Origin of the sequence: Paraburkholderia aspalathi (assembly GCF_900116445.1) — a bacterium.
Classification (GTDB): Bacteria; Pseudomonadota; Gammaproteobacteria; order Burkholderiales; family Burkholderiaceae; genus Paraburkholderia; species Paraburkholderia aspalathi.
In genome coordinates, this window is record NZ_FPBH01000005.1 from 155,013 (window position 1) to 180,640 (window position 25,628).

27 protein-coding genes are annotated in these 25,628 nt (G+C 59.3%); 13 read left to right on the forward strand and 14 right to left on the reverse strand.

The genetic code is table 11. The annotated features are described in order from the left end of the window. Positions 1–29 precede the first annotated feature (29 nt). Positions 30–854, forward strand: coding sequence for a putative hydro-lyase (locus BM438_RS10440; protein WP_093634206.1), 825 nt, complete (start codon positions 30–32; stop codon positions 852–854). A 130-nt stretch (positions 855–984) separates the two neighbouring features. After that, the gene (locus BM438_RS10445) at positions 985–1,902 is read left to right on the forward strand and encodes a LysR family transcriptional regulator (protein ID WP_093634207.1); all 918 of its coding nucleotides are present in this window, start codon (positions 985–987) and stop codon (positions 1,900–1,902) included. Positions 1,903–1,938: 36 nt separating this feature from the next. Here BM438_RS10445 and BM438_RS10450 read toward each other — a convergent pair whose 3' ends face one another. Then, on the reverse strand, positions 1,939–2,892 hold the full coding sequence (locus BM438_RS10450) for a LysR family transcriptional regulator (RefSeq protein WP_093634208.1): 954 nt from the start codon (positions 2,890–2,892) through the stop codon (positions 1,939–1,941). A 90-nt stretch (positions 2,893–2,982) separates the two neighbouring features. Between BM438_RS10450 and BM438_RS10455 the strand changes: the two genes are divergently transcribed. Continuing rightward, positions 2,983–3,678: a glutathione S-transferase family protein gene (locus tag BM438_RS10455; protein WP_244179338.1), complete on the forward strand. Its 696-nt coding sequence runs from the start codon at positions 2,983–2,985 to the stop codon at positions 3,676–3,678. An 81-nt stretch (positions 3,679–3,759) separates the two neighbouring features. Beyond that, the gene (locus BM438_RS10460) at positions 3,760–4,125 is read left to right on the forward strand and encodes a nuclear transport factor 2 family protein (RefSeq protein WP_093634209.1); all 366 of its coding nucleotides are present in this window, start codon (positions 3,760–3,762) and stop codon (positions 4,123–4,125) included. 195 nt (positions 4,126–4,320) lie between these two features. Here BM438_RS10460 and BM438_RS10465 read toward each other — a convergent pair whose 3' ends face one another. Beyond that, positions 4,321–4,593, reverse strand: a complete 273-nt coding sequence (locus tag BM438_RS10465) for a hypothetical protein (protein ID WP_093634210.1) — start codon at positions 4,591–4,593, stop codon at positions 4,321–4,323. Between the two features lie 700 nt (positions 4,594–5,293). Here BM438_RS10465 and BM438_RS10470 point away from each other — a divergent pair. Continuing rightward, complete coding sequence (locus tag BM438_RS10470; RefSeq protein ID WP_244179339.1) at positions 5,294–6,331, forward strand: HAF repeat-containing protein; 1,038 nt, start codon at positions 5,294–5,296, stop codon at positions 6,329–6,331. A gap of 105 nt (positions 6,332–6,436) precedes the next feature. Here BM438_RS10470 and BM438_RS10475 read toward each other — a convergent pair whose 3' ends face one another. The 5 genes from BM438_RS10475 to BM438_RS10495 all read right to left on the reverse strand — a co-directional run bounded on the left by BM438_RS10475 (position 6,437) and on the right by BM438_RS10495 (position 11,141). Further along, the gene (locus tag BM438_RS10475; protein WP_093634211.1) at positions 6,437–7,075 is read right to left on the reverse strand and encodes a dihydrofolate reductase family protein; all 639 of its coding nucleotides are present in this window, start codon (positions 7,073–7,075) and stop codon (positions 6,437–6,439) included. 325 nt (positions 7,076–7,400) lie between these two features. Then, entirely contained in the window at positions 7,401–8,189 is a 789-nt protein-coding gene (gene lpxA / locus BM438_RS10480) for an acyl-ACP--UDP-N-acetylglucosamine O-acyltransferase (protein WP_093634212.1), read from the reverse strand. Between the two features lie 89 nt (positions 8,190–8,278). Next, positions 8,279–9,319, reverse strand: coding sequence for a porin (locus BM438_RS10485; protein ID WP_244179340.1), 1,041 nt, complete (start codon positions 9,317–9,319; stop codon positions 8,279–8,281). Positions 9,320–9,870: 551 nt separating this feature from the next. Then, positions 9,871–10,221 (reverse strand): DoxX family protein, encoded by a 351-nt coding sequence (locus BM438_RS10490; RefSeq protein WP_244179341.1) that lies wholly within the window; start codon positions 10,219–10,221, stop codon positions 9,871–9,873. Further along, complete coding sequence (locus BM438_RS10495) at positions 10,218–11,141, reverse strand: NAD-dependent epimerase/dehydratase family protein (RefSeq protein ID WP_093634437.1); 924 nt, start codon at positions 11,139–11,141, stop codon at positions 10,218–10,220. Before BM438_RS10495 ends, BM438_RS10490 begins: the two co-directional genes overlap by 4 nt. A 127-nt stretch (positions 11,142–11,268) precedes the next feature. Between BM438_RS10495 and BM438_RS10500 the strand changes: the two genes are divergently transcribed. Next, entirely contained in the window at positions 11,269–11,874 is a 606-nt protein-coding gene (locus BM438_RS10500; RefSeq protein ID WP_093634215.1) for a TetR/AcrR family transcriptional regulator, read from the forward strand. 164 nt (positions 11,875–12,038) lie between these two features. Here the strand turns inward: BM438_RS10500 and BM438_RS46980 are convergent, their stop codons facing one another. After that, positions 12,039–12,452 carry a GFA family protein gene (locus BM438_RS46980; RefSeq protein WP_093634216.1) on the reverse strand — a complete coding sequence of 138 codons (414 nt, stop codon included), beginning with the start codon at positions 12,450–12,452 and terminating at the stop codon, positions 12,039–12,041. Between the two features lie 276 nt (positions 12,453–12,728). Here BM438_RS46980 and BM438_RS10510 point away from each other — a divergent pair, with 276 nt between their 5' ends. Next, a complete protein-coding gene (locus BM438_RS10510; RefSeq protein ID WP_093634217.1) occupies positions 12,729–15,293 on the forward strand; it encodes a sensor domain-containing protein in 2,565 nt (854 codons plus the stop codon). A gap of 99 nt (positions 15,294–15,392) precedes the next feature. On the opposite strand, the gene BM438_RS10515 is transcribed toward BM438_RS10510, so the two are convergent. The 3 genes from BM438_RS10515 to BM438_RS10525 all read right to left on the reverse strand — a co-directional run bounded on the left by BM438_RS10515 (position 15,393) and on the right by BM438_RS10525 (position 17,421). Further along, positions 15,393–15,671 (reverse strand): hypothetical protein, encoded by a 279-nt coding sequence (locus tag BM438_RS10515; RefSeq protein ID WP_093634218.1) that lies wholly within the window; start codon positions 15,669–15,671, stop codon positions 15,393–15,395. 211 nt (positions 15,672–15,882) lie between these two features. Then, on the reverse strand, positions 15,883–16,524 hold the full coding sequence (locus BM438_RS10520) for a glutathione S-transferase family protein (RefSeq protein ID WP_167378365.1): 642 nt from the start codon (positions 16,522–16,524) through the stop codon (positions 15,883–15,885). Positions 16,525–16,620: 96 nt separating this feature from the next. Further along, a complete protein-coding gene (locus tag BM438_RS10525; RefSeq protein ID WP_093634220.1) occupies positions 16,621–17,421 on the reverse strand; it encodes a GNAT family N-acetyltransferase in 801 nt (266 codons plus the stop codon). Positions 17,422–17,570: 149 nt separating this feature from the next. On the opposite strand from BM438_RS10525, the gene BM438_RS10530 reads away from it, so the two are divergent. Together BM438_RS10530 and BM438_RS10535 are read left to right on the forward strand one after the other, a co-directional pair. Next, the gene (locus BM438_RS10530) at positions 17,571–18,227 is read left to right on the forward strand and encodes an aspartate/glutamate racemase family protein (protein WP_093634221.1); all 657 of its coding nucleotides are present in this window, start codon (positions 17,571–17,573) and stop codon (positions 18,225–18,227) included. 6 nt (positions 18,228–18,233) lie between these two features. Continuing rightward, the gene (locus BM438_RS10535; protein WP_093634222.1) at positions 18,234–19,040 is read left to right on the forward strand and encodes an aminoglycoside phosphotransferase family protein; all 807 of its coding nucleotides are present in this window, start codon (positions 18,234–18,236) and stop codon (positions 19,038–19,040) included. 69 nt (positions 19,041–19,109) lie between these two features. Here BM438_RS10535 and BM438_RS10540 read toward each other — a convergent pair whose 3' ends face one another. Next, positions 19,110–19,442 carry a hypothetical protein gene (locus BM438_RS10540; RefSeq protein WP_093634223.1) on the reverse strand — a complete coding sequence of 111 codons (333 nt, stop codon included), beginning with the start codon at positions 19,440–19,442 and terminating at the stop codon, positions 19,110–19,112. Between the two features lie 224 nt (positions 19,443–19,666). Next, positions 19,667–21,178 (reverse strand): MocR-like pyridoxine biosynthesis transcription factor PdxR, encoded by a 1,512-nt coding sequence (pdxR, locus tag BM438_RS10545; protein WP_093634224.1) that lies wholly within the window; start codon positions 21,176–21,178, stop codon positions 19,667–19,669. Positions 21,179–21,287: 109 nt separating this feature from the next. Between pdxR and BM438_RS10550 the strand changes: the two genes are divergently transcribed. Further along, positions 21,288–22,028, forward strand: a complete 741-nt coding sequence (locus BM438_RS10550) for a GNAT family N-acetyltransferase (RefSeq protein ID WP_093634225.1) — start codon at positions 21,288–21,290, stop codon at positions 22,026–22,028. A 112-nt stretch (positions 22,029–22,140) separates the two neighbouring features. On the opposite strand, the gene BM438_RS10555 is transcribed toward BM438_RS10550, so the two are convergent. Continuing rightward, positions 22,141–22,677: a GNAT family N-acetyltransferase gene (locus BM438_RS10555; protein WP_093634226.1), complete on the reverse strand. Its 537-nt coding sequence runs from the start codon at positions 22,675–22,677 to the stop codon at positions 22,141–22,143. 336 nt (positions 22,678–23,013) lie between these two features. On the opposite strand from BM438_RS10555, the gene BM438_RS44780 reads away from it, so the two are divergent. Genes BM438_RS44780 through BM438_RS10570 form a run of 3 tightly spaced genes read left to right on the forward strand, consistent with a single transcriptional unit; the run spans position 23,014 to position 25,608 of the window. Next, positions 23,014–23,295, forward strand: a complete 282-nt coding sequence (locus BM438_RS44780) for a hypothetical protein (protein ID WP_143131689.1) — start codon at positions 23,014–23,016, stop codon at positions 23,293–23,295. 11 nt (positions 23,296–23,306) lie between these two features. Beyond that, positions 23,307–25,205, forward strand: coding sequence for an EVE domain-containing protein (locus tag BM438_RS10565; protein WP_244179342.1), 1,899 nt, complete (start codon positions 23,307–23,309; stop codon positions 25,203–25,205). Beyond that, the gene (locus tag BM438_RS10570) at positions 25,171–25,608 is read left to right on the forward strand and encodes an ASCH domain-containing protein (RefSeq protein WP_093634229.1); all 438 of its coding nucleotides are present in this window, start codon (positions 25,171–25,173) and stop codon (positions 25,606–25,608) included. Before BM438_RS10565 ends, BM438_RS10570 begins: the two co-directional genes overlap by 35 nt. The last annotated feature ends 20 nt before the right edge of the window (positions 25,609–25,628 follow it).

The window sequence follows — 25,628 nt, forward strand, 5'->3', positions numbered from 1 at the left end:
TACTTCGCGCCTCAACACGGACACCTGGCATGACGCAAACCACTACAGTCCGCGTCGACGTTGAAGCTCAAGCCGCGCTCGCGCCAACGCCCTGGACCGAGCGCGCGAGAATACGGGCAGGCTTCAGCGGCAACACCAGCGGCATGGCGCCTGGCTACGCGCAAGGCAACCTCGTCGTGTTGCCGAAGGCGTGGGCGGACGATTTCGCCGCCTATTGCCGCGCCAATCCGACACCTTGTCCGTTGATCGGCATGACCGAACCCGGCAGCAGCCTCGTGCCGATGCTCGGCGACAACATCGATCTGCGCACCGACCTGCCCCGCTATCGCGTATGGCGCGACGGCGAACTGGTCGAAGAACTCGACGATGTCTCGGCGTTGTGGCAAGCGGATTGGGTCGGCTTCGTGATCGGCTGCTCGCTGTCGTTCGAACACGCTTTGCAGGTTGCCGGTCTGAACGTGCGTCACGTCGACGAACAGAAAGTGGTGCCGATGTACCGCACGTCGATTCAGACGCGGCAGGTGGGCGCTTTCCGCGGGCCGATGGTGGTGTCGATGCGGCCTTACACGCCGGAGCATGCAGCGATCGCGTATGCAGTCTGCGAGAAGCTGCCAGGCGCGCATGGTGCGCCCGTTCATATCGGCGATCCGGCCGCGATCGGCATCAGCAACGTCAACGTGCCCGACGAAGGCGAGCCGACCGCGATTCTCGACGGCGAAACACCGGTGTTCTGGGGCTGCGGTGTCACACCGCAAGCCGCAGTGATCGAAGCACGCCCACCGATCTGCATCACGCATGCGCCCGGTCACATGCTGATCTGCGATGTCCGGACCGACGACCTGAAGCTGCTTTGACCTCGCCCACGGCAGCCTGCACTCAATGCCCGGTGCGGGCGGTACAAGCGGTCTGTTTTTTTGCGCCGCCGCTTTGTGATGAAATACACGCCACACCAACGCCAGCGGCCATCCCACCGCCCCAGACGCCATGATGCGCGAACTCAAGACGTTCCTCGCCGTAGTCCGCTTCGGCACCTTCGGCAATGCCGGCTCGCATATCGGTCTGACGCAATCGGCGGTGAGCGCGCAAATCAAACGGCTGGAAGAAGATCTAGGGTTTCCGCTCTTCGATCGGACCGGACGCTCCGCAACACTCAACGAAGCCGGCATCAGGACTGCTGCCGTCGCCGAAGATCTGCTTCGGCAATATGCGACGCTCTCCGCTCAGGCCGGCGACTCGAGCGCAACCGGCTTTCTTCGCATTGGCGCCATTGCGTCGGCCCAGGCTTCGCTGCTGGTATCCGCGATTCAAAGGTTTCGTGTGAGCTCGCCGGGTTGGCACGTGCGCGTCGTGCCTGGCGTATCGCTGAATCTGCTGGCACAGGTCGACTCCGGCGACGTGGATGCCGCGCTGATCATCAAACCGCCGTTCGCGTTGCCAGCCGAATTGAAGTGGCACCTCCTCTGCGCCGAGCCCTTCGTTCTACTCGTGCCTAAGAAGCTCGCAAAGACGCCCTGGCGCGAATTGCTCGCATCGGAGCCGTTCATTCGCTACGACCGGAACTCGTTTGGCGGCCGTCTCGTCGAGCGCTTTCTGCGCAGGATACGCGTGCGCGTACATGACGTCGTCGAACTCGACGAGTTGCAAGGTATCGTCGGCCTCGTCGAACAAGGCGTCGGCATTGCGTTGATACCGAACGCGGCATCGCTGCATATTCCACGAGGTCTAGATAAGCTGTCGCTCGGCGAGCATACATTCAGCCGCGAGATCGGGCTGGTCGAGCGCGGCGGGCAAACTCAACGGACGGCGATTGCCGAGTTCAATCGCTGCGTCGTCGAGGCGGCGCCGGGCGGCAGAGCTTCGCCCACGACGATGACACAACGCCCCGGCTCGGCCGGGGCTTGAATGGCGTTAGCGCCACCTCATTTGCAGCGGACACCATCATTTGATGCGATGGCCAGGTGGTTTCCAACCCATCAGTGTCTCTGCGCTCCATTCCGCTGCGGCAAGTCTGGAGATGAAGAAATCAGCCAACGCGCTAACCTTCGCTGGCCGTGCGCGGGCAGTAGGGGTAACAAAATACAGACCACCTTCGGGTAGTCGCCAATCAGTCAGAATCGGTTCAAGCTGTTTGTCCGCGAAATACTGTGTCGCGACAAACTCGGGAAGCTCCGCAATGGCAAGTCCTGCGATGAGCATGGGCAGTAACGCTTCTACGCTTGTTACTCGCAATGCCCCAGTTGGTGTGATCGTGCATTCCTCGCCACTTTGGTGGGTAAAGCGCCAAACGTCGCGCTTGCTCCTGTTGGCGTAGGTCAGGCACTGGTGGGCGCCAAGATCGTGTGGGTGCTGCGGTCGACCACAGCGCAACAGATAGGCTGGAGATGCCACGACAAACCGACGCACGGGTGCAATGAGACGTGCAGCGAGTGACGAGTCTTCCATGATCGCGATACGAAGCGCGGCGTCGAAGCCGTCTCCGATCAGATCGGCATGGACATCCGTGAGATGAAGATCCACGGCAATATCCGGATAGGTCCGGAAGAACTCAGGCAGCAACGGGGCAACCCAGCGAGCACCGAAGGACAGTGGTGCGGCGAGCTTTACCAGGCCACGCGGCCGGCTCGAGGTCTCACGCGCGAAATCCTCGGCCTCCTCGGCGTCAGCGTAGATTTTCGCCGCTCGCTCGGCAAGCGTATGGCCGTAGTCCGTGAGTGCAAGTCGTCGGGAGGTACGGTTAAAAAGCCTCCCCCCGAGTCGCTCTTCCAGGCGCGTGACCGCCCGGGAAACCGTGGCGACGGAGACGCCCATTGCCGCCGCCGCGGCTGCAAACGAACCTTCTTCAGCGACCTTCGCGAACATCGCGAATCCTTCAAAGTCCGGTAATTTTGACATCGGCAATTTTGCAACGATGGTTTTCAATCATTTCTATTTCGAAAAGTAGCACGCTGCCATAAATTTGTCTCGTCGCACAGGAGATAAATCATGGAACGAAAGAGGACACCAGGGCTTGTCGATCTCGCCAGCCCCGATGCCACGCAACAACAGAGCATGCTCGAAGTTCATGCTTTCGCCACGCCCAACAGCATCAAAGTTCCCATCGCACTGGAAGAGATGGGGCTCGACTATCGGCTGGTTCCCGTCAATCTGCGCCAGGGCGAGCAGAAGACCGACGCCTTCAAGGCAATGAATCCCAACGCGAAGGTCCCGGTTCTCATCGACCGATCGGTTCCTGGGGATGGCGACGTGATACTCAGCGAGTCTGCCGCGATCCTCGTGTACCTCGCAGAGAAGACCGGGCAGCTTCTTCCGAAAGACGGCCCCCAACGCGGCAAGGTCTTCGAGCAACTTTTCTTCCACGCATCCGGCCTCAGCCCGGCGTTCCTGCAGTCATTCCAGGTCGCGATCCAGGCGTCGCCGCAACCCGAGGCAAAAGCGCGGGCGCTGGCGGAGGTCGATCGAACGCTGGGCGTGCTCAACCAGATTCTCGAGCGTCATCCATACGCTGCTGGCGTCGAGTACAGCATCGCAGACATTGCCCATTTCGGGTGGGTATGGCGCCATCAGGCGATCGGAGCGGCCCTCGACAAATTTCCGTTCGTCGCTCGCTGGTACGAAGAGATTTCGACGCGACCGGCTGTCGTCGCAGCCATCGCAAAGACCGTGGCGCTCGCTCGGTAATGCGATGCAACCTCCAATTCCCCAGACTTCTACACATCGTGACGTGGCTCTGTCCAGAGTCAATCACCAAGGAGAATCGCAATGAACGACCGCATCCATGAGCTGCTTTATCGTAACCTTCAGGAGGTCTTTGGCGAAGGTGACGCAGCGCGTCGTCGCGCGGCCATCGAGGAGCTTTATACCGAAGATTGTGTGCTCTACGTGCCTCCGGGTACGTTCGTCGGGCACGACGCGCTCGACAAATTCGCGGGAGATCTTCGGGCGACACACCCGCATTTTGTTTATGCGCCGCACGGTGAAGCGCAGGCCCTCCACAATGCTGGTCGCCTCGCGTGGGGTTCCGGTCCGCGTGGTGAGGTACCCGACTATACGGGCGTGGATGTCATCATCGTTCGCGACGGGAAGATTGAAGCACTCTACGTCTTTCTGGATTCCGTGCCGTCATAGCCACGCCATGATCCACTTGGCTTCACATTATTTCGTAACGAAATCACCGCGCAAAGCGAACAAACCCAGCGGCAGATTCCTAAACGCGAAAACGCGCAGATTTATCTGCGCGTCTCTACGTCATTCCATCAACAGACCAAGGACGTCTTGGCAGCACTCAATCAACGACACAAGGCTGCAATAAATCCCGTCAATTTATGCGCCGCCGAAAAACACGGGCTTCATTCCATCATTCGGGTCCGGGCGAACAGAGCCTTGAATTTTATGTCCCAGGTGGGAGACAGCAGTGCCGAACGAACGCAGCTCATGATGGCTGCCCGCCGCTGAAGTGCCGTCAGCAACACCGCCAAAACCGGTCGCGGCGCTAGTTTGTGCGGCCGGAGCGACCGCTTCGTTGGATTGAGCAAAAGATGAGACAGCCGGAATTGCAAGAGCAGCTGCGACGATGAGCGATTGAACGAGTTTCATGATGCTTACCTCCAGACTTCGTTTGTTCCGCAAACGCCCGTTTGCGTTTCAGTGCTTGCAGTCTAGGCTTGGGCCTGCTCGCAATTAAGTACCTGCAGAACAAAACAATGTTGAAAAAATAAGTACAAACCCTTAGAACTGAGCGTCGCGCATGCAGCATGCTTGCGTTTGCCTTGCCATCTACACCACCATGACCTCAGTTCGCGCCCCAATCGAACAGCAGAAATCCTGCGAGTCGAGCGCTCAAACGCGAGCGAGCGTTTGACCCGCTATCAAGCAAAGGCAAGTCATCGCAATTTTGCATTGTCATTAATTTGCCTCGCTATTTAATAAGTTGAAACAAGGCATTCCATAGACTAGAGTGGTCGGTAACTTCTATCTGCCTACATATTCGAATCTCCGACACGGAAAGCGGATAACAGGCTATCTCGTCATTGATCACTGTGACCCATGGTGGATCATCGGTAGCGTCTTGGTTGTACCAGCCAGCAATCCTAACTAACCGTGCCCGCTTTCCGATGAAAGCCAGCGCAATTTATCCCGCTATAGACGCGCGAACGGCATATATAGCAAATTTTTATTTTGCAAAAAACTCGACTTTCTTTCGATCTGCTCCTATATCGAAACGCAAGGTGTGCCCCGCTGTGCCGCATTTGAATTTATCGCAATCCGGGTTTTATCCCAGGAAAAGGGGATCACTATGCAATCCGCATGCAACATGATTGGCAATGTGCGCTATGTTCGCCGCGTCCTGATTGTTTTCACTCTGATCGCGGTCGCTGCATTCCAGCCTGCCGCAGGCCAAAGTCTCACCATCAAAGATCTCGGCGCGCTCCCCGGTGAATTTAACTACAGCAACGCGCTCGGGATCAACGAGCGCGACCAGGTGATCGGCTACTCGATCACAGCGGGCGGCAACACGCACGCTTGTCTGTTTGAAAACGGCGTGGTGACCGACTTGGGCACGCTCCCCGGTGGCAGCTACAGCTCAGCTAGCGCGATCAACAATCGCGGCCAGGTGGTCGGTTCCTCGAGCACCGCGCGTGGGAATTCGCACGCCTTTCTGTTCGAACACGGGGCGATGACCGACCTGGGTACGCTCCCCGGCGGCGACTTCAGCGGAGCTAGCGGGATCAACGAGCGCGGCCAGGCGGTTGGTTTAGCGTCCAACCTACGCGGATACGTTCACGCTGCGCTGTTTGAAAACGGCGTGGTGACCGACTTGGGCACGCTCCCCGGTGGCAGCGATAGCGGAGCTTTGGGGATCAACAATCGCGGCCAGGTGGTCGGCTATTCATCCATCGCAGGTGGGTACGCGCACGCCTTTCTGTATGAACACGGGGTGATGACTGACCTGGGCACGCTCCAGGGTAGTAACGGCAGCAGCCATGCTCAGGCGATCAACAATCGCGGCCAGGTGATCGGCATATCGTCTACCGCAAGCGGGGACGTGCACGGCTTTCTGTTTGAAAACGGGGTGATGACTGACCTGGGCACGCTCCCCGGTCGCAACGACAGCAACGCTTTTGGGATCAACAATCATGGCCAGGTGGTCGGCGAGTCGGATACCGGAACCAACCCGTACTTGCCGCACGCGTTTCTGTTTGAACACGGGGCGATGGCCGACCTGGGCACGCTCCCCGGGGACAACTTCAGCGAAGGTGTCGGGATCAACGAGCACGGCGATATCGCGGGTAACTCCACGTTGCACGCTATCCTTTGGACACGAAAAAAATGATTGGCAGTCTCTAGTGGGCTCACAAGTCATGTTGAAATTACGGGACCAGCATAGCCAACGGCACGGTTCAGCGAACCGTCCGCTGCAACCGATTGTTAGGCACCCTTACTGACGCACATAGCGCAAGTGTGTGGCAGCCGGACCATCGAGAACCCTGTCAATGCGAAACTGCGGCCCGGGCTCGCGCAGGTTCTCGAAGAGACGCCGCCCACTGCCGAACAACACGGGTGACAAAGCAATTTCCAGTTCGTCAACGACACCCATGGTCAGGTACTGCTGGATCACATCGGCTCCACCCGCGATACGAACATCACGACTGCCTGCGGATTCCCGAGCCAGCTCAAGGGCACGCTCCGGCCCGTCATTGATGAAGTGGAAGGTCGTGCCACCCGGGCGCACCCAGGGCTCGCGTTTCTCATGGGTAAGAACGTATACCGGTGTGTGAAACGGAGCCTCCTCTGGCCAGGCGCGCTCGCCTTGCTCAAACATTCGCTTGCCCATAATGTTGGCACCGATGCGCTCCGTGGTGCTGCGAAGCAGGTCATTGACCGGGCCGGTCTCTCCCCCTGGTCCGAGCTTGAGGTTCTCGCGGAAGTACTGTTGATTGAAGATCCAGGCCATCAACGCCCCCCACTTGGCGCCCCAGTTCTTGTACTCAGGCGTGTCCCAATTCTCCATGGTCATTCCTTCCGGTGCCATGTAGCCATCGAGGCTAAGTCCAATGTTGACGAATACTTTGCTCATGATTCTCCTTTCGCATGTTCGGATGTCGTCTCACTTTGATATGGGGCGAAAGTTTTGCGCCCTAATTTCGACGACTACCGGTTCAGGGAGTACGGCCTTGTGCTTGCTCGAACGCGGCTTTGAGAAATGCCGCGACGTCCGCGGGAGATTGCTCCTGTGCTTGCAGAACACCCCCTAATGTGATGCCCCTGGTCAGGCAACGCTTCGACTCAGCCACGGCGGCGGGGCCAGAGAGCGTCGGCCATCTCGGACCATTGTGAACCTCCTGCTGTCAAGATCATAGGAGCCCACCGCAGGCATTAGCAGCTAACCCTCCCCATCGTCCTCACCGAATCAAACCGCGGGTCGAGCGATCAAGGAAATCGTAAAAAGGCTTAACCTCGGCATGGGCTGTTGCAATCTCAGCAATCTCCGGCTTCGCTTGGTCAAGCGTCTTCCCGCTACGGTAAAGCAGCTTGTAGGCGTTCCGGATAGCTTGTATCGCCTCCTTGCTGAAACCACGGCGTTGTAGCCCCGTGGTATTCACTCCGACAGGTGAAGCATGATTGCCTTGAGCAATAACAAACGGCGGCACATCTTGCGCGACACCAGAACACCCCCCCACCATAACGTGCGCTCCGATGACGCAGAATTGATGGACTGCGCACATTCCGCCGATGATCACGTGATCATCCACGATAACGTGACCGCCTAGCGTTGCATTGTTTGCCAGAATGCAATGGTCACCAACAATGCAATCGTGGGCAACGTGAGCATTGACCATCAGAAGGTTGTCGTTTCCAACCTTGGTGATACCGCCTCCTTGGACCGTGCCGCGATGGATCGTGACACTCTCGCGGATTCTGTTGCGATCACCCACTTCCACGACGGTTGGCTCCCCAGCGTACTTCAAGTCCTGGTTGTCTTCTCCAATCGTGGCGAAAGGATAGATTGTGTTGTCTCGGCCAATGCGGGTGTGCCCGCTTACGACAACGTGCGACTTAAGGACGGTGCCTTCGCCAATCTCGACGTCACCACCTATACAGCAGTAGGGACCAATGCGAACGCGAGCCCCAATGACGGCACCTTCTTCAATAACTGCGGTGGGGTGGATGACAGCCGTTTCGTCGATCACAAATGTAGCCTCTCGGGAATGTCAGCATTAGACTTTAGCTCAAATTAAATGCTTGAGCAGCAAGCTGCGATTCGCTTTCCGCCGTACCCTTAGAATTTGTGTACGATCCCAACCCCGATGCCGCGCGTGTCAGTGCCGGGCGCGATCGTCAAGCCCGAATATGCCGTGCCGGCCAGCGTATAGGCCGCCTGATTCCTGTTCTGGATAAAGCCGGCGGCGGTGTAGAGCTCGGTCGCCTTGGACAGGGCGTATTCGAAAAGCAGGCCGAGTTCCTGCGCATTGTTGCCCCCTCCCGTGCGGTCGTGCACGTAACCGTACATCAGCGAACATAAAGCATAGGGCGAGACCTGATACGAGTCCGAGATCTGGTAGACGTCGTGCTGCATGTATTTTGGCGTGTTGGTCAGGTTCTCCGTGTGATAGGCCAGCCAGATGCGATTGGCTCCGATCGCATACGAAGCACCGGCGTTGAACACGCTAAATACCGCGCCAGGACCTGCGGCAGCACCGCCCGCCAACGTATAGCTACCACCCGCTCCGACGGCGGGCTCATCTCCTCGTTCGTAACCAGCCGCTACATTCAACGGCCCGTTGATGTACTGGACGACAACGTTGTAGAACCCTACGCCGCTGCCCGCCCCGGTACTCGGATCACGCAACGCCACCATAAATTTGGCATTCAGCCCGCCAAACGTAGGCGTGTAATAGGAGATGCCATTGTTCGCGCGGATGATCAGGCCGTTAAAATTATTCATTGGCGACGCGATGCTTTTAACCCAGGAAGGGTCCATCGCTGCCTGAAGAACGTCGTATTGCGGCGAGTTTTGCAAACCAAAACGGACTTCTCCGAATCCGCCGGACAGGCCGACGAACGCGAGACGATTAAAGGCTTCGGCCGCATTTGTCGCAGCACCTGTCTGACCGGAGAAGGCTTGCTCCAACTGGAAATTGACGTGCAGGCCGCCGCCAATATCCTCGCTGCCCTTAAAGCCGAAACGTGTCGCGAACAGTCCACCAGGCACCGCGCGCATCGCCGAATTGTCGCCGCCCGAACTTTGATAGACGAAGCCATTGTCGAGCACGCCGTAGAGCGTGACCGACGACTGAGCGAACGCGGAGGAGGCGGACACGCACGACAAGACTGCGCCGGACGCGAGAGTGATAAACCTTTTCATGCGGTGTCTCCATTTTTATCCGCATCGGCACGCCGATGCTTTTATAAATATCTATTTTGTTTGTACAGCTAATATAAAAGTCATGCGATTAGCACTCGAACGTCCCAGATACGCCCGGGTATGTCGGGGTTATGGAGGGGTCGTCGATTCCGGTGAACAGCGCACTGAAATTCATCTGGCAAGGTTAGTCGCGCGAACGGCGATGGGTCCATGGATAAAACTTAGATTGGTTGGCATTTTTCTTATATGAACCGGACGGGGTAAACCAGTATCGATGCCGTGGGTCGCGCGCACTTGCGGAGTTCGTCGAATGGTCAATGCGTGGAAAAAAACGAGCCCTCGAAGGATGGCCGCCTTGAGGACAAAAAGTAAGCACATGCCGCACGCGATCAAATTGGAGTTGCTCCAATGCCGCTATCCATGTGCGTATTTCAAGCACATGCAGCGCGGATTGCCCGCGCGGGCTGTTGGCGTCTAAGGCTCACTCGCCTGGTGGCGAGCAAGCCTCAACCGCGTAGCGCCACAGTAGCCACCACGAGAGCGGAGAAGACCAGCGCCGGGGCGAGATGCCCGAACGGCTCCCGGTTTCGTAGCAACGTGATGAGCGCGGCGACCATGATCGCACCGGCCAGCGTTAGGCCCAAAACTCTGGTTTGTTGTCCAAAAAGAAGTGCCGCAGACAACAGCTCAAGCGCGCCACAGAGAAAACGAAACCACGCCGGGTAACCCCAGCGTGCGAAGTCGCGCTTCACCGCGCCGAGTCCTATGAGATTGACCACCCCAGCAACCACGAACAGGACCGCTACGATCATCGCGAGAATCGATTCGAAAGATGCACTACTCCACGCCATCGTCATGCTCCGTTGAGTTGCTGAAAGTGCGTTTGCACAGAGAGGTCCGCAATCAGGCCGGGGCCTTGGGGCTTCCACGCAAGAACTTGCCGGGCGTGCTGGCCGCTTACTACCTGGTCGAGCGCCAGTGCGTCAGCGAACGGTCCAAGCGAATTGCGAGCATCGTCGAGCGGCCAGAGTTCGACGCGATCGGCGCCGACCGAGGCCCGAATCGCTTCACCCATTTCGGCAACGGCAACGGCATCTTCCGCGACCACGTTGAAGATCTGTCCCGCGACTCGACCGTCCTCACTTGCCGCCCGCTCCACCGCACTCAGGTAGGCCGTGGCGAGATCATCGACGTGAACGGCAGGCCAGTGGTTGCGACCGTCACCGACGATCCTCACACCGCCGGTCTGACGGACCATGCCGGCAAGCATGCCGAAGACGCCGCCGCCGTAGCCGTGCACCATCGCCGGCCTGAGGACCACTGCAGCAATCGAGCGGCGTGCTGCTAGCGCCAGCACCTGTTGCTCCACTGCGGGCCGCCAGGCGATGAGTGGTGTCGGGTTAAGCGCCGATGCTTCAGTCGCGGGCTCCCCCTCCGTATTGCCGTAGACCCAGGTGCCCGACGTGTAGACAAACGCCGCGCCCGGACGCAAATGCGAAAGCATCGCTACAGCCGCGGCCTCATCAGCGGCACCAGCGGAGGCATCGTTGGTCGACGCGGCGTGCACCACGCCGTCAGCGGCGCCGGCAGTCGCAGCGAAAGATTGTGGCTCGCGCAGGTCGCCGGAATGCAGTGTCACACCGAGACGTGCCAGCGCGCTGGCGGCCGCCGAGCTGTCCTTGCGCACGAGCGCCGTTACCTGATGACCGAGGCTGATCGCCTTGCGTGCGACCGCTTGCCCGATGAAGCCAGTACCACCTGTCATGAACAGTTTCAAAGCGTTCTCCAATGATTGGCTGCGAAGTTGAAAAGCCATACAACGAGACTTGCCGGTCTCGTTTTGTCAAATCTAAACGAGACTGGCCAGTCTTGTCAACTACTCAACGATCTGTTATTTATCTGGGATGGACACTTCTTCTCTCCCCGGCCTGAGCCCGCTGCAATGTCGCAAGCGGTCTGCAATCCTCGACGGCGCAAGAACCGTTTTCTTACGCGAAGGTTTCGGTTTGGCAACGATGGACGACGTCGCCTCGGCCGCCGGCGTCGGCAAACAGACGGTCTACCGCCACTTCAAATCGAAGGAGGCGCTCTTTGTTGGTCTGGTGAGCGCGATGTGCGCTCAGGTGGGCGCGGTGCTTGCGAGCGCTCAGGGCGAGCAATCCGATGGCGCACCCGAAGTCGAGTTGCGCGAGTTGGGATGGGTGCTGGCACGAAGCCTTATTACGCCGGATAGTCTGGGGCTTTACCGGGCCATCGTTGCCGAGGCCGCGCGTTTTCCGGAACTCGGCCAGGTGTTTTACGAAAATGGTGCGAAGGTCGTGCGCGCCTTCGCCGCAAAAATTCTGCGAAAGCGATTTGACGAATCGACCGCTGCATTGCGGGCAGCGACATTCGTTCAGTTGGTGTTAGGCGACGCGCATCTGGAACTGACACTTGGCTACACGGTGCCCGATGTTGATGCGCGCTTTGCGCTGCAGATTGATGAGGCGGTAGCGGCTGCACTTCGCTAAGGAGCGGCACATAGCATGCGGAATGCAACAACGTGTGGCGCGAGAAACATTTCCATCCCGCCCGCGGTCACGCGATGCCGCTAGCTTTAGTCAGCAGTTCGCCGAGGTGTATTGAAACCGGGTCTTCGGGCGAACGCCGCGCTAGAAATCGGATCAGGTCCTTTTCACTGCTGGGGCGACTGAGGAAAGTGAGGAATTGCTTGATCAAGGCAAACCCACCGCTGAGCACTAGCCGTATATATGTCTAGCATCGGCTTAAAGTCAGAAGTGTCATCCAGCGAGGGAAATCGGATAGAAGTGACTTGTGGATAAACTGAGCTTTGCGTGAACAAGGGGGTTCCGCAGTCAGGGCAAAAACTACGGGTTGTGAGGCCACCGCTGCTTGCAGGAACTGCATATGTTTTCGGCTTACCACTGATCTCAAGGTCGGCAGTCTTGACGATGACGCCTGACGCGAAAGGAGCGCCACTTGAGATCTGACAGTCTCTGCAATGGCAGTTGACCATGGCTAAGGGCTCCTGCACACATGCATAGCGAACCGATCCGCATGCGCACCCGCCTGAAAATGGAATAGTCATATTGCGCTCGTCAATCGATAGCTAGATTGACCGCGAGTCTACAACTTTTTGTAATAGCCGCTTCTGGCCGAATTCAGCCTGATGCGGTCGGCTCAGTTCGACCCGCAAGCAATGGAGAGCGAACGAATAGCGAGCATCGCACGACATACCGACCCAACACGCCACCTGCGCATCCACTCACAACAAAATCAGGATATCCCTACAAGCCTTCCCCTGTGCCAACTCTAAGCGCGCGCCGTTTACCTGTCGAGAACGTGAAAAAGTACAGGACCCGCCATGCGCAGCACCACACGAACATTCCTCCTGTGGCTAAAAATCCGCCGGTATCGCCAAGCCTCCGAGCTGGGTTTCTCCCACCTTGCCGAGAACGCTTCGCTGTATATCTGCCGCTACGATCGCCACGGCCGCTTTCTCTACGTAAGCCCGAACATGGCAAAGGCTTTGAACGTCGGCCCGCACGACCTGATCGGAAAAATCTCGACCGTCACGCGTCATCCTGACGGCCGCTTCGACACTTACTATGACGCGCTCCAACAGGTTCTCGCGACCAGCGAGCCGAAGGAGTTAGAGCTCACCGTCCCTTTAGGCGGCGGGAACACGGCGATTCATCACGTGCGGCTGGTGGCGGAGCACGATTGGCTGGGACGGTTGGTAGGCGCGCTCTGCGTCGGCCGCGACATCACTGAGACGAGGCTGGTCGAAAGATCGCTTCGTGAGCAGGAGGCGGAGCTTCGCTCGCTGATGGAGGGCGCCCCCGACAACATCGCCCGCTACGACCGCGAATGCCGCATCACCTTCGCGAACCGCAACCTGATGCACCGCGTGAACGTGCCCGTGGCGCCGGTCGTCGGACAGCGGTCACACGACATCAGCTGGGGTGAGACGCTCGCGGCAGAAAAACGCCGCTACCGCGAAACACTCGAGCGCGTGATTCGAACCGGCGAAGCGGAGACCGTCGAAGTCCTGATCGGCGCGCCCGATTCGAACGAGCTACGCCTGCACCACATCAAGATGGTGGCCGAGCGCGATCAGGACCAGCAGATCAGGGGCGCCCTGGTGTTCGGCCGGGACATTACCGAACGCAAGCGCATGGAGGAACTGCTGGCCGCCCACGAGCGCGAGTTTCGCTCGCTCGCCGAAAACCTGCCAGACATCATCGTCCGCTTCGATTGCGAAGGCCGCCGCACGTACGTCAACGGTGCTCACGGGCGCTTCACCGGCAGGCCGCCGGAGACGTTTCTCGGCAAGACGGTGCTAGAGATTTCAGCGTTTTCAGTGGAGCAGCACACGTACCACGAGCAAATCCGCCAGGCCATCGAAACGGGCCGAGACTCCGACGTCGAATGGAAAGCGCGCGGCTCGGACGGCATCGAGCAAACTTTCCACACGCGGCTGCGACTCGAGCGCGACGCCAACGGCAAAGTGCTGGGCCTGCTCGCTGTCGCGCGCGACATGACCGAAGTCTACGAGTACCGGAGCAAGATCCATCAGCTCGCGTATTTCGACACGCTGACTGGGCTTGCCAATCGCGCCCAGTTCAACGAGCGCATTTTGCAGGAGTTGCAGCAGGCCGCCCAGGAAGGCAGCAAGGTCGGCGTCCTGATGATGGACCTCGACCGCTTCAAGACCATCAATGACACGCTCGGCCACGTCGCCGGCGATCAATTGCTGTGCGAGGTCGCGCGGCGGCTCGAAGCGAGCGTGCGCGCCACGGACACCGTGGCTCGTCTCGGCGGCGACGAATTCATCATCGTCGCGCCGCACGTTCGCGACGCCGTGGAACTGCGCGGCCTCGCCGACCGCATACTATCGACCGTGGCCGCTCCGATGCAGCTCGAGGGCCGGGCGCTCGTGGTCCAGGCGAGCATCGGCATTGCCGTCTATCCCGATCATGGCGACGCCACGGAACAACTCGTGCGCTATGCCGACGGCGCCCTCTATCACGCCAAGGAGACCGGGCGCAACAACGTGCAGTTCTATACGCGCGACATCACGGACAACGCCACCGAACGCTTGCGTCTCGAAGCGGACCTGCGCCGCGGCATCGCCCGCGGTGAACTTGACGTCCACTACCAGCCGCAGATCGATCTCGCGACCGGCTGCATCGTCGGCGCGGAGGCACTGTTGCGCTGGCTGCATCCTGAACTCGGCTGGATACCACCGTCCGACTTCATCGGCATCGCCGAGGAGACGGGTTTGATCGTGCCGATCGCCGAGCAGGTCATGCGCAAGGCATGCAGCGTCGTTTGCCGATGGAACTCGTGGCAGGAGGACGAGCGACACATCGCCGTCAACCTGTCGCCGAGCCAGTTTCACCTGAGCCACCTGCCGACCGTCGTGCAGCGGGTCTTGCACGACACCGGCTGCCGGCCGGAATGGCTTGAACTGGAGATCACCGAGGGGCTGCTGCTCGTCAACCATGCGACCACGCTCGACACGCTAAACGCCTTGAACCAGATGGGCGTACGCATCGCCATCGACGATTTCGGCACCGGCTACTCGGCGCTCAGCTACCTCACGCGCTTTCCCTTTGCTACGTTGAAGATCGACCGCTCGTTCACGCAGTCGGCCACCGGTTGCCCAAAAAACCGCGTGCTCGTGGAAGCCATCGTCGCGATGGCTCACGGCGTGGGGCTCACGGTGGTGGCCGAAGGCGTCGAGACGCGCGAGCTGGCCGACTGGCTTGCCGGCATCGGCTGCGACATGGGGCAGGGCTACCTATGGTCCAGCGCGGTTCCTGCGGACACGCTTCTCGAGATGGAAACGCACGCGGGTGGCGCTCTTGCGAGTTGCCACGATGTCGTGCCGGCGCAGTCTTATGCCGCTCGCAAGAGTGGGTAATGTCTCCCCAAAGCGCTACGTTGGGCGACAGGAATTCAGGTTGGCTTGCGTCATCATTTGCCTGTCGTAAGAGAGGCACTGCATTCGGCGCGCGATCAGTTATTGCTCCGCCTGTTGCTCTCTCTGACGTCGAATCAGCACTGACGCCAGGCAGACAATGATTGTCGCCACAACGAAGCTCATGACGAGTAACGCGCCGAGCAATACGTTTTCTTCGCCCTCAGAACCGACGACACCAAATAGGTGAAACACCGGCGTCAGCGCATTCCACACGGCATCACTACCCACCCAACGCGCAAGCGGGTCGATACGCGAAAGCCCGAAGAATACGAGCGGTGTAAGTAGGATGGCAAGGCCGGTATGCAGAAGCACTTTCATCCTAAATGTACATTGCGCTGGCATGCCGATCCTTTGAGCCTGTGACTGCCGCAACGTATGACAAGCTAAGCGGTTTGCGCAATCGATGTGGCGTCGCGGTGCGCGAGAATATGCGGCGCGCATTGATAATCTAGCGTTATAGGGCTACGCATGCGAGCGGCGCTCTCAAGCTGTCCGGCTGATTAATGCAAGCACCAATCTTCGCAGTTGCTCACGACTCTGTCCGGGACATGCTGTCGCGGGTGGCGAAGCGTTGCCACCAGTAGATCAATTTTTCGCAACTGTCCATTAGTGAAGCAGCTTCAGGTGCCTGCATGAAGCACGCGAAGATTGGAGCGGCGTACAGATCAGCAAGCGTCACGCTCCCGCCGATCAGGAACCCCGCTTCGTCGGACAAACGGTCCAACTCAGATAAACATACAGCGGCGTGCGGCAACGCGGCGGCGATCTTCTGCTCATTTGCTAACCGGCCTTCGCGGGCCGATACCACGCGCTCAACGTATATGTCCCAAACGAGCGTTCGATATGCATAGGCGTCCAGTATCCCAACCATCTGGTTCATTTTGGCGCGAGCTTTCGGATCTGTCGGCTGCAGTCTGCATCCGGGGAAAGCGTCGTCGATGTAGCGCACAATCGCGCCTGTTTCGTAAAGATGGAAATCGCCATGCTCGAAGGTCGGAATGCGGCCAAACGGGTGACGCTTCAAATGCTCCTGCGGAACACCATTTTCCGCAAATACATCTACCTCGACCAAGCGGTAATTGACCTGTTTTTCTTCCAGCGCAAGCCGGGCGATCCGCACATACACACTCCATGCGGCACCATATAGATTCACCACTTCAGTTGTTTGCACAAGATCGCCCAATCGCGCGGAGAAGCGCGGACTCGACAGTTTAGATTAGCGAAGGCAGAGACATCCAATTCGACTCTCTCTGCTCTCTGCATCAACTCAATTACGCGGCTCCTGGCACAAGCTTGCGACACGCCCTTGCAGTTGGAAACCCATTGCCTCGTATAGCGCTCCGGCATGGTAACTTTCATCTGCAACCATGACGAGCCGGTCCGATTGTCCGGCCGTCAGTTTGATAACCTCGCTCACCAAGGTCTTACAAACATTTCGGTTTCGATGCTGTTCCGCGGTAAGAACCGATTGGAACCGCCCAATGCCGCCGAGGAAGAATAAGCCCAGACTTCCCACCTGTTCATCATTGATAAACGCTCCCCACCAGTTTCCAAGACCCCGTGCAATTAGAGTCCTGTAGGCGGTCTGTTGATGTGCCATGTACCGCTGTGAGGTAATGTTCGACGGATTGGGCATGTCGGCGAGCTGCATTCGAGACCAATCGTCCCAATCCTTCTGCGTCCCAAACTTGCGGACGTCGACCAATGAGTTTGTCGCAACTGGTCGTATGTCATTTGGATGCGCAGCCAGCACACGACAAACCGTTGCGTCGTAACCTTGCTCAACAAACGCGTCGAGATTCACAACACTGTCTGCTCTTTCCGGCCAGGCAAACGTGCGGTGTGCGATCAGCGGTGGGATCCCGACAAATTGGGCAAAATCGGCCTCCAGCCGTTTTAGATCGGTTCCCGAAGGTCGTTGCTCCAGGACGAGCATGTTGCCAAAAAAATATTCTGGTGCGTCCGGTGTCCGGACGACGACGTAGTCATCCTGCGACTCGACCATACCGGTTTCTGCGTGCAGTAATAGATCAGTAGCTAGACCCAGGTTATCGGAAAAATTGAGCATTTCAGTATCGTTATCTACAAGGTGCAACGGTTTGAGCCTACAGGGACGACTGTCGATGATCTAGGCACCGATCGAATGCCGTCATCCGGCACGACGCGCGGCCATTTCCAGGCGAGAATACAAAACCACCACAACCCGTTGGAGAAACAGTGCGTATCGTCTGCTTGCACACCGCTGACAGCAACATCGCCTTGTTCGATGCCGCGGCCCGCGCCGCCGGATTCGAAGCACTCGAGTTGACGCATGTGGTCCGCGCCGACTTGCTCGCGGCCGCCGAGCAGGCCGGCGGCTTGACCGAGGCGATCGCATCGCAAACCCGCGAGGTGCTCCTCACGCTAACGGACAACGCGCACGCCGTGTTGCTCAACTGCTCGACGCTCAGCCCATCAGTGAACGACGCTCTCGCCGCGCAAGCTGCGCCGGTACCCATTTTACGGGCCGATGCCGCGTTGGCTCAGCGCGCGGTGGAAAAAGGCGGCAAGGTTGTCGTGCTATGCACCGTATCCACCACACTCGAGCCGACCACCCGCGTGTTCGCTCAAGCCGCCACGCACACCGCCGCGGAAGTCGAGGTTAAGTTAGTAAGCGGCGCATGGGACCGTTTCAGAGCAGACGACACGGCGGGCTACCTGTCCATGATCGCCAGCGCTGCGGATGCAGCCTACGAAAACGGCGCGAACGTCCTAGCGTTCGCACAAACATCAATGGCCGGTGCGGCTTACCTGGTCAAGAGCGGAGCGAAACCTCTCACCACACCAACCATCGCCCTCGCCGCCGCAGTCCACGCAGCCACCCTCGCAGCCTGAAGCGCGATGTTCGCCGAGTACCTCGTCAAATGGGACCTGCTTTCGGACGGCGAGCCGATTCGCACGCATAGCAGCCGGCTGCTGCCGGTGCGCCAGCATGGCGTCGCCGCGATGCTGAAAGTTGCGCAGGAACCCGAAGAGAAATTCGGCGCGCAACTGATGGTGTGGTGGGACGGCGACGGCGCAGCCCGCGTGCTCGTCCATGATGCCGACGCCCTGCTATTGGAGCGTGCTCAAAGCAATCACGCGTTAGCGGACCAGGCCCGCACAGGCGACGATGAAGCAGACGACCACGCCATCGACATCCTCTGCGCCGCCGCGGCACGACTCCACGCACCACGTCACAAACCGCTGCCCGAACTGATCGGCTTGCCGCGCTGGTTCCAGAGTCTCTGGCCCGCAGCGCAGCAGTACGGCGGCTGGCTCTCCGACAGTGCCGCGACAGCACAAGCCCTACTCGCCGCGCCGCAAGACCCGATTGCGTTGCACGGCGATATTCATCACGGCAACATCCTCGATTTCGGCGCGCGTGGTTGGCTGGCGATCGACCCGAAAGGTCTCTACGGCGAACGCGGCTTCGACTACGCGAACATCTTCTGCAATCCAGACGAGGCGTCCGCGCTAGCACCTGGACGGTTCGAGCGTCGCGTCGAACGCGTGGCGCACATCGCCGGGCTCGACAGACACCGTCTGTTGCAATGGATTCTCGCCTGGTCGGGATTGTCAGCGGCGTGGATTCTCGAAACGGGCGAGACACCGGACATCGATATAGACATCGGCGGAATGGCGGCCGAAGCGTTGAAGCGGAAGTGAGAGCTGAGAGCTGAAGAGAAAACTGCCTTGGGCGGCCGCCCGCAAGCCGCCGCCCAAACCCTACGTCAGTTAATGCGGCGCTTTACCGTTGGGCAGGGCGTCCAGCGGTTTGTGCTGTTCTTCGCCGAGCCCTGGGAAGAACGCGTTCCATGCGGCGCGCACGCCCTGGGCCGCGGTGGCCTCCGCGCCAATCGATTCTGCCTCGCCGTCCGCAGCTTTCGAAGGGTCAGAGGAAAGGCCGCGCCAGTGCGTGAACACCAGCAGCGGTTTCTCGGTCCATACGCCCTCGCCATATTTCGCAAATGCCGTGTCGCCGCTCGTCAACTGCACCTCGTACCAGCCCTCATGGACAGGCGTATGGGCAGCAAGCTCAAACCAGGCGGTCGGTTCGATTTCCTTCATGTCGTCTCCGGTCGGATAAATCGTCAAAGATAACCACAAGCAAGGCATTCTTCATGCCCGAACCCGCTGGCGGCCCGGCAGGCGCGCGCCGCATGTCACGCGGTGCTGCAGGGCGGTGCGCTGGGCATGACCTGCGGGCGATTCGTCGACGTCGCGCACTTCGAATTCGCCGCGCATAGACGACACGATAGCGCGACATGGGCCGCGCGGACAGACGTAAAAAGTTACACAGCGCGTCGGGTTGTCGACCGGCTACCCGACTCAACCGCCATCTCCCGCACCAGCGTGGCCAATACGCGGACAGCGAGCGCCAATTGTTCGGCTGACGTGCTGCCGTAGCCGATCACCAGCCCGTTGGTTTCCTCGCGCTGCTGCAATGCAAAACCCGACAACGGACGCGGATTGAGCCGCCTGGCGTGCGCGCGTTCGGCGAGGGTCCGATCGGAAATATGCGGCGGTAAGCGCAGCGTCAGATGCATGCCGCAATTGCCGCCCAGAATCTGCGACGGCGCGAAATGCATAGTGAGCGCATCGCGCAGCGCCTGCTGGCGCTCCCGATACAAACGCCGCATGCGGCCCAGATGCCGCCCGAATTCGCCGCTATCGATGAAATGCGCGAGCGCCAGCTGCTCCAGACGATGCCCGCCGCGCAGCATCTCCTGCAACGCGACGGCCGTGTGCGCGGCGATCACGCGCGGCAACACCACGAAGCCGATGCGCAGCGCCGGAAACATCGTTTTGCTGAATGAGCCGACGTACAGAACCGGCGCTTCCTCGACCAGCCCTTGCATGCTGGCGATCGGCTCGCCGGTATGGCGGAATTCGCCGTCATAGTCGTCCTCGATCAGCCACGCGCCGCAGCGGCGCGCCTGCGCGATCAGTTCCAGCCGGCGCGCCACCGACAACACCGCACCGGTCGGATACTGATGCGCGGGCGACGTGTAGATCAGCTTGGGAGGATGCGCGCGCCACGCATCGGACGGCACCGCGATGCCTTCGGGATCGACCGGCATCGGCAGCATGCTCAGATCGCCGAGGTTGAAAGCGGCCTTCGCGCCGCGATAGCCCGGATCTTCAACCCATGCGATGTCGCCCGGATTGGTGAACAGCCGCACGCACAGGTTCAGCGCTTCCTGCGCGCCCTCGGTGATGACCACCTGCGAACCCTCGCAGCGCACGCCGCGCGCCATCCGCAAATGCGCGGCGATCGCGTCGCGCAGGGCCGGTTCGCCCGCCGGGTCGCCGTAGCCGAGCGCAACCGGCAACGCGCGCTCCATCGAACGTTCGAGCGCGCGCCGCCAGGCGGCTAGGGGAAAGCGGTCCAGCGCAGGCGTGCCCGGTGTCAGCGGCAAGGTGTTGTCGGCATGGGTGCGCGTCGCCGCGAATTGCTCGACGCGCGCCGCGTACGCAACCTCCGGCGCGGCCGACGATGTCCGCGTTTCACCGCGTGCCGAAGGACTGGAGAGCGGACTGACCCGCGTGCCCTTTTTGTCGGCCACCACATAGCCCACCGCGGCCAGATGCTCGTACGCGATCACCACCGTGTTGCGCGATACGCCCATCTCCGCCGCCAGCAAGCGCGACGACGGCAGTAGCGACCCCGCCGGCAAGCGCCCCGTGAGGATCGCCTGTTGCAAGCGTTCGATCAGTTGCTTTTGCAGCGGCACGGATTTTTCACCGTTGCCGCTGGTGGTCGTGACGGCCGGGTTGGCGAGCGGACCAATGATTTCGATCATCCTGGCTGGACCTATCAAATTCTGTTCTGCTGGATCTTTTTAACATACCACGTTTGCCGTATCGTTCTCCATAAGCATCGACCATCCAACTATCGACAGGAGAACAGACATGGAACCCAGACGTAACGCGTTCGATCAGCCGATTGGCGTCCCCGTGCCAGATTGGAAAGGCGCCCAGGCGCCTGGCCGCGAGCCGCTGGTGGGCAGCTATTGCCGGATCGAGCCGGTGGACGTCGAACGCCATGCGGCGGACCTGTACGAGGCCTACAGCTCGGCGCCCGATGGCCGCGACTGGACCTATCTTTCGGTCGGTCCGTTCGAGAGCCTTGCGGCGTATCGCGAGCACCTGACGCGCATGGCGGCATCGCCCGATCCGCTGCACTACGCGGTGATCGATCTGACTACCGGCAAGGCGGTCGGCACGCTCGCGCTGATGCGCATCGACCGCGCGAACGGCGTGATCGAAGTCGGGCACGTCACCTATTCGCAGCGCCTGAAACGCACGCGCATCGCCACCGAAGCGATGTTCCTGCTCATGAACCATGTGTTCGACGACCTCGGGTATCGCCGCTTCGAATGGAAGTGCGATTCGCTTAACGGACCATCGCGCACGGCGGCGTTGCGCTATGGCTTTACGTTCGAAGGAATCTTCCGGCAGGCGATCGTGTATCGCGAACGGAATCGCGATACCGCGTGGTTTTCGATCATCGATAGCGAATGGCCTGCGCTGCGTCCGAGCTATGCACACTGGCTCGACGCCGGCAATTTCGATGCGCAGGGTAAGCAGGTTGAACGGCTGGTGGACTTGATCGCGCGGCAGCGGGCAGCGGCCGGCAAAAGCGGTCAATAAGGCGGCCCGTTGCGGGCTGGTTGCGAGCCGGCCAGAAGGCCGGCTCGGGCCGAGTCGTCGATCCCGAGACTGCAGAGACTAAATAGACTTCCGGCGAGTGCCGCGCGGCGGCTCAAGCAACGCCCGCCGTTCGCCGCAGCAGGATGGTGGGGTTGCCTTTGTACGTCGTGCGGAGTTGCTCACGGTAACCGCACTTGCGCGCGACGTTCAGCGAAGGCTGGTTTTCCGGCGCGATGATGCAGGCCGTCTCGCCGTCAGGCCAATTCGCGTCGGCCCAATCGAGCGCAGCGCGCACAGCTTCGGTCGCATAGCCGCGGTTGTGGACGGCAGGATCCAGCGCCCAACCTATTTCCGGTGTGTCCAGCAAGGAAGGTTCGATCTCGCGGTGGTAGTCGGCAAAGCCAACTTCGCCGAGGAACCGGCCACTGTCCTTTTCCCGCACCACCCAATAGCCGTATCCCAGCATCGCCCAATGCCCGGCGTAGCGCAGCAGGCGCGCCCAGACTTCTTCGCGCGTAAACGGCTTGCCGCCGATGTAACGGATCACTTCGGGATCGGACCACATCGCATAGCTCTCGAGGAAATCGTCGCGTGCGTGCGGACGCATGATCAGGCGGTCGGTGGTGAGAAGCGTGGGGCGGTTGGACATAGGCGGGCAGGTGGTTGGCGTAGAGGCTCGGAAAGCCGTGTGTTTGATGATCGCAGATTCTAGCAATGCTGTTGTTGTCTCGTCGCGCAAAAAACGACGCCAAGGAAAGGCTCGGCGACAAGGCAAAGCTCATCCGCTCGTGGCACAACTCCCATCACTACATCCCATTAATATGGCTCCCTAATTAATGGTATCTTTACAATCCTATTCTTGAAGAGGCGAGGCACCTCGTTCAAGGACAGTTCAGTCAAAATAGTCCGCAACAACTTCCCGCAAGCAATCGTCTTGTAGGGGAACACCTGCTTGCGACAACACGCTGGGAGGCCGCGCACCAAGATGATCGTCGAAAAACACACCATTGAGATTCTGGATCGCTATAGCGACGTTGCTCCATTTGTAGATTCAGTCAACGAGGCAGCAGACAGCGATAAAAATGCCCTTGGATTCTTCCCGTCGCGTGTCTTTGAAGACTTTGCGCGGAAGGAGCAACTCTTCGTAGCGGTCGAACGTCATGCAAAGGGCATGTCGTATGCAGGCCACTTACTGTTTGAAGCCAGGCACCCGAAGGGACGAGTCCGACAGATTTCGTCGCGCCTGCGCTCAGAAAACATGGGATAGCCACTCGCCTATTGCAACACCTCAAGAAACATCTAACAGACCATGCTTTCATTTCCATGTATGCACGCGTGGCGGAGGACCTCACTCAGGCCAACAAATTCTGGGAAGAACAAGGCTTCTACGTGCAGCGCGTCGAAAGAGGTGGTGAAACGAGAAACCGGACGATCGTTGTTCGCAGTCACGAGCTAGATACACCGCAATTGTTCGCGCCAAGCGGGCTCAACGCCGCCGACCCCTTGGGCTTGAATTCCACATTTGGCGCGTCCACTCCTCTCTTCCTTCTGGACCTGAACGTACTGTTCGATCTTGGTCCACGCAGACGCAGAAACGAAGAAGTCCTTGATCTGTTTCGAATTGAAAGAGCCGGTTCCTGCCAATTAGCCTTGAGCACAGAGATTACGGACGAACTCGCCCGAACGGCAAGCGTTGGCGTAACGGACCCGATGTTGGCTTATGCTCGCATATTCCCCTCTTTTCCGACCCCGAGTGCAGAGGAGTGGAATGTACTCAAGCCGGAATTGGCATCCATAGTATTTCCGGAACGCCATCGAGCCGATGCATTGAGCAGCAACGACCTTTCCGACCTACGACATTTGGCCACTGCCATTCAGAACGGGCTCGCCGGTCTAATCACAAATGATTCTTCGATACTCAACGCGGCTGCGAGACTATACGACCGGTGCGGAATCCAAGTTATTTCGCCCGGCGCTTTTAAAGCGTTGAATGCTGGCGAAACAGGAGAAGAAGTATTTCAGACCGGAGGGGATAACGCACTCTCGATAGCATCCATTACGCAGGCGGACGAAGTCGAAGTCCATCGGCTTTTATCCCAGCTCGGAATTCCGGTCGCGGCCATCGTCGCCGCGTGGGCCGCAATCGACTCGAACGAGCGAGTCTGCAACCGTCACGGTGTCTGGTCCGATGACGTTCTGGTGGGATATCTGATGTGGCCCAGGACGATCACTGGCGTCGATCTCAATGCACGCGTCGCAATTGATGAAACTCAACCTGCTGCGATGCATGCAGCCCGTCTCCTGCTTGGATACCTGATAGAGCAAGCCACGGCAGAAGGACCGATCCAAATCAGGCTGACATTTCCTGCCCAGCAAGCGCAAATCCGCGAGGTAGCGTCCGCGCTCGGCTTTGGCGGATTGACGGGCCAAACATCGCTGGCCAAGATTGCCGTCGGACGCGTCGTCACGACATCGAATTGGGCAGACTGCAAGGATCATCTCTTTCGGGCGGCCCGCTTGGGCCTGCCAGACGCGCCACCGGTCTACAGAGACGTCGACCAACAGGTTCGCCTCGTCAGGCCTGATGGAAACGTGGGATATGTCTCCTTGATGACTCTGGAAACGCTGTTTTCGCCAGCGCTCTTTTGCCTGTCCGGACGAGCGGCCGTGATTTCTCCGGTGCGGCACGAGTTTGCAGAGGACTTACTGGCACACTCCCCCCAGAAAAGCCTCCTTCCGCACGCCCGGGCCAGACTGTATAAAGAGCGTCACTATTTGAGCGGCGCCAACACGCTTAGACACTTTAAGCGTGGTAACCTGATCTTGTTCTACGAATCCGCGAAGAACAAAGGTCTCGGCGCAATTGTCGCGATCGCGCGCGTACAGCACGCGTATTTGAAATCCCAAGAGGCGATGGAGAATTCGGACCTCGATCCGTCAGTTCTTGACTCGGTAGGACTCGAAGCGATTGGTCGATCCAAGACGAAAACCGTGACGGTGTTCGACAACATTATCTGCCTTGAACGTCCAGTTCCGCTCGCCACACTGCAGCGGTTGGGCTGCGGCAGTCCGCAAGACCTGCTTACCACGCATGCAATCAACAACGCACAGCTTCAAGGAATCCTCCGGGAAGGGTTTGTCCATGGAACACCCAGAGCACGTACTCATATCGCTTGAAGAGCGGCACGCTGAAAACATACTTGCGGGCACCAAGCATGTGGAACTTCGGCGTCGTGCGATGAACGTGAAAGCCGGTACTGTCGTCTGGATTTATGTGAAATTACCGGTTGGCCGCGTGGTCGGTTGCGCCAAGGTGAGCGCTGCCCATTCGCTTGCGCCCACCACGTTGTGGCGGCGATTCGCGAATGTGTGTGGCATCACTCGAAGCGAATTCTTCGACTACTTCGATGGTCTATCCAAGGGCTTTGCTTTGGGCTTGCATGAACCGGAACGACTCTCTGGCACCATTTCGTTAACGGAGTTAAGAGCTGTATCGGCCGGCTTTCAACCTCCGCAGTTCTTTATTCGCATTGCACCTGACAGCCCGCTCCTTCACGCCATCGAAGGCAAGCGCACGTAGGCAGCACTTATCGCGACCGC

What these genes read in the sequence shown, in the direction of transcription:
- BM438_RS10500 (WP_093634215.1), top strand. Translation starts at nt 11,269, where the DNA reads ATGGACACTTCTTCTCTCCCCGGCCTGAGCCCGCTGCAATGTCGCAAG.
- BM438_RS44780 (WP_143131689.1), top strand. Translation starts at nt 23,014, where the DNA reads ATGATCGTCGAAAAACACACCATTGAGATTCTGGATCGCTATAGCGAC.
- BM438_RS10535 (WP_093634222.1), top strand. Translation starts at nt 18,234, where the DNA reads ATGTTCGCCGAGTACCTCGTCAAATGGGACCTGCTTTCGGACGGCGAG.
- BM438_RS10515 (WP_093634218.1), bottom strand. Translation starts at nt 15,671, where the DNA reads ATGAAAGTGCTTCTGCATACCGGCCTTGCCATCCTACTTACACCGCTC.
- BM438_RS10450 (WP_093634208.1), bottom strand. Translation starts at nt 2,892, where the DNA reads ATGTCAAAATTACCGGACTTTGAAGGATTCGCGATGTTCGCGAAGGTC.
- BM438_RS10540 (WP_093634223.1), bottom strand. Translation starts at nt 19,442, where the DNA reads ATGAAGGAAATCGAACCGACCGCCTGGTTTGAGCTTGCTGCCCATACG.
- BM438_RS10525 (WP_093634220.1), bottom strand. Translation starts at nt 17,421, where the DNA reads ATGCTCAATTTTTCCGATAACCTGGGTCTAGCTACTGATCTATTACTG.
- pdxR (WP_093634224.1), bottom strand. Translation starts at nt 21,178, where the DNA reads ATGATCGAAATCATTGGTCCGCTCGCCAACCCGGCCGTCACGACCACC.
- BM438_RS10570 (WP_093634229.1), top strand. Translation starts at nt 25,171, where the DNA reads ATGGAACACCCAGAGCACGTACTCATATCGCTTGAAGAGCGGCACGCT.
- BM438_RS10445 (WP_093634207.1), top strand. Translation starts at nt 985, where the DNA reads ATGATGCGCGAACTCAAGACGTTCCTCGCCGTAGTCCGCTTCGGCACC.
- BM438_RS10475 (WP_093634211.1), bottom strand. Translation starts at nt 7,075, where the DNA reads ATGAGCAAAGTATTCGTCAACATTGGACTTAGCCTCGATGGCTACATG.
- BM438_RS10555 (WP_093634226.1), bottom strand. Translation starts at nt 22,677, where the DNA reads ATGTCCAACCGCCCCACGCTTCTCACCACCGACCGCCTGATCATGCGT.
- BM438_RS10470 (WP_244179339.1), top strand. Translation starts at nt 5,294, where the DNA reads ATGCAATCCGCATGCAACATGATTGGCAATGTGCGCTATGTTCGCCGC.
- BM438_RS10440 (WP_093634206.1), top strand. Translation starts at nt 30, where the DNA reads ATGACGCAAACCACTACAGTCCGCGTCGACGTTGAAGCTCAAGCCGCG.
- BM438_RS10550 (WP_093634225.1), top strand. Translation starts at nt 21,288, where the DNA reads ATGGAACCCAGACGTAACGCGTTCGATCAGCCGATTGGCGTCCCCGTG.
- BM438_RS10460 (WP_093634209.1), top strand. Translation starts at nt 3,760, where the DNA reads ATGAACGACCGCATCCATGAGCTGCTTTATCGTAACCTTCAGGAGGTC.
- BM438_RS10510 (WP_093634217.1), top strand. Translation starts at nt 12,729, where the DNA reads ATGCGCAGCACCACACGAACATTCCTCCTGTGGCTAAAAATCCGCCGG.
- BM438_RS10465 (WP_093634210.1), bottom strand. Translation starts at nt 4,593, where the DNA reads ATGAAACTCGTTCAATCGCTCATCGTCGCAGCTGCTCTTGCAATTCCG.
- BM438_RS10490 (WP_244179341.1), bottom strand. Translation starts at nt 10,221, where the DNA reads ATGACGATGGCGTGGAGTAGTGCATCTTTCGAATCGATTCTCGCGATG.
- BM438_RS10455 (WP_244179338.1), top strand. Translation starts at nt 2,983, where the DNA reads ATGGAACGAAAGAGGACACCAGGGCTTGTCGATCTCGCCAGCCCCGAT.
- BM438_RS46980 (WP_093634216.1), bottom strand. Translation starts at nt 12,452, where the DNA reads ATGACTATTCCATTTTCAGGCGGGTGCGCATGCGGATCGGTTCGCTAT.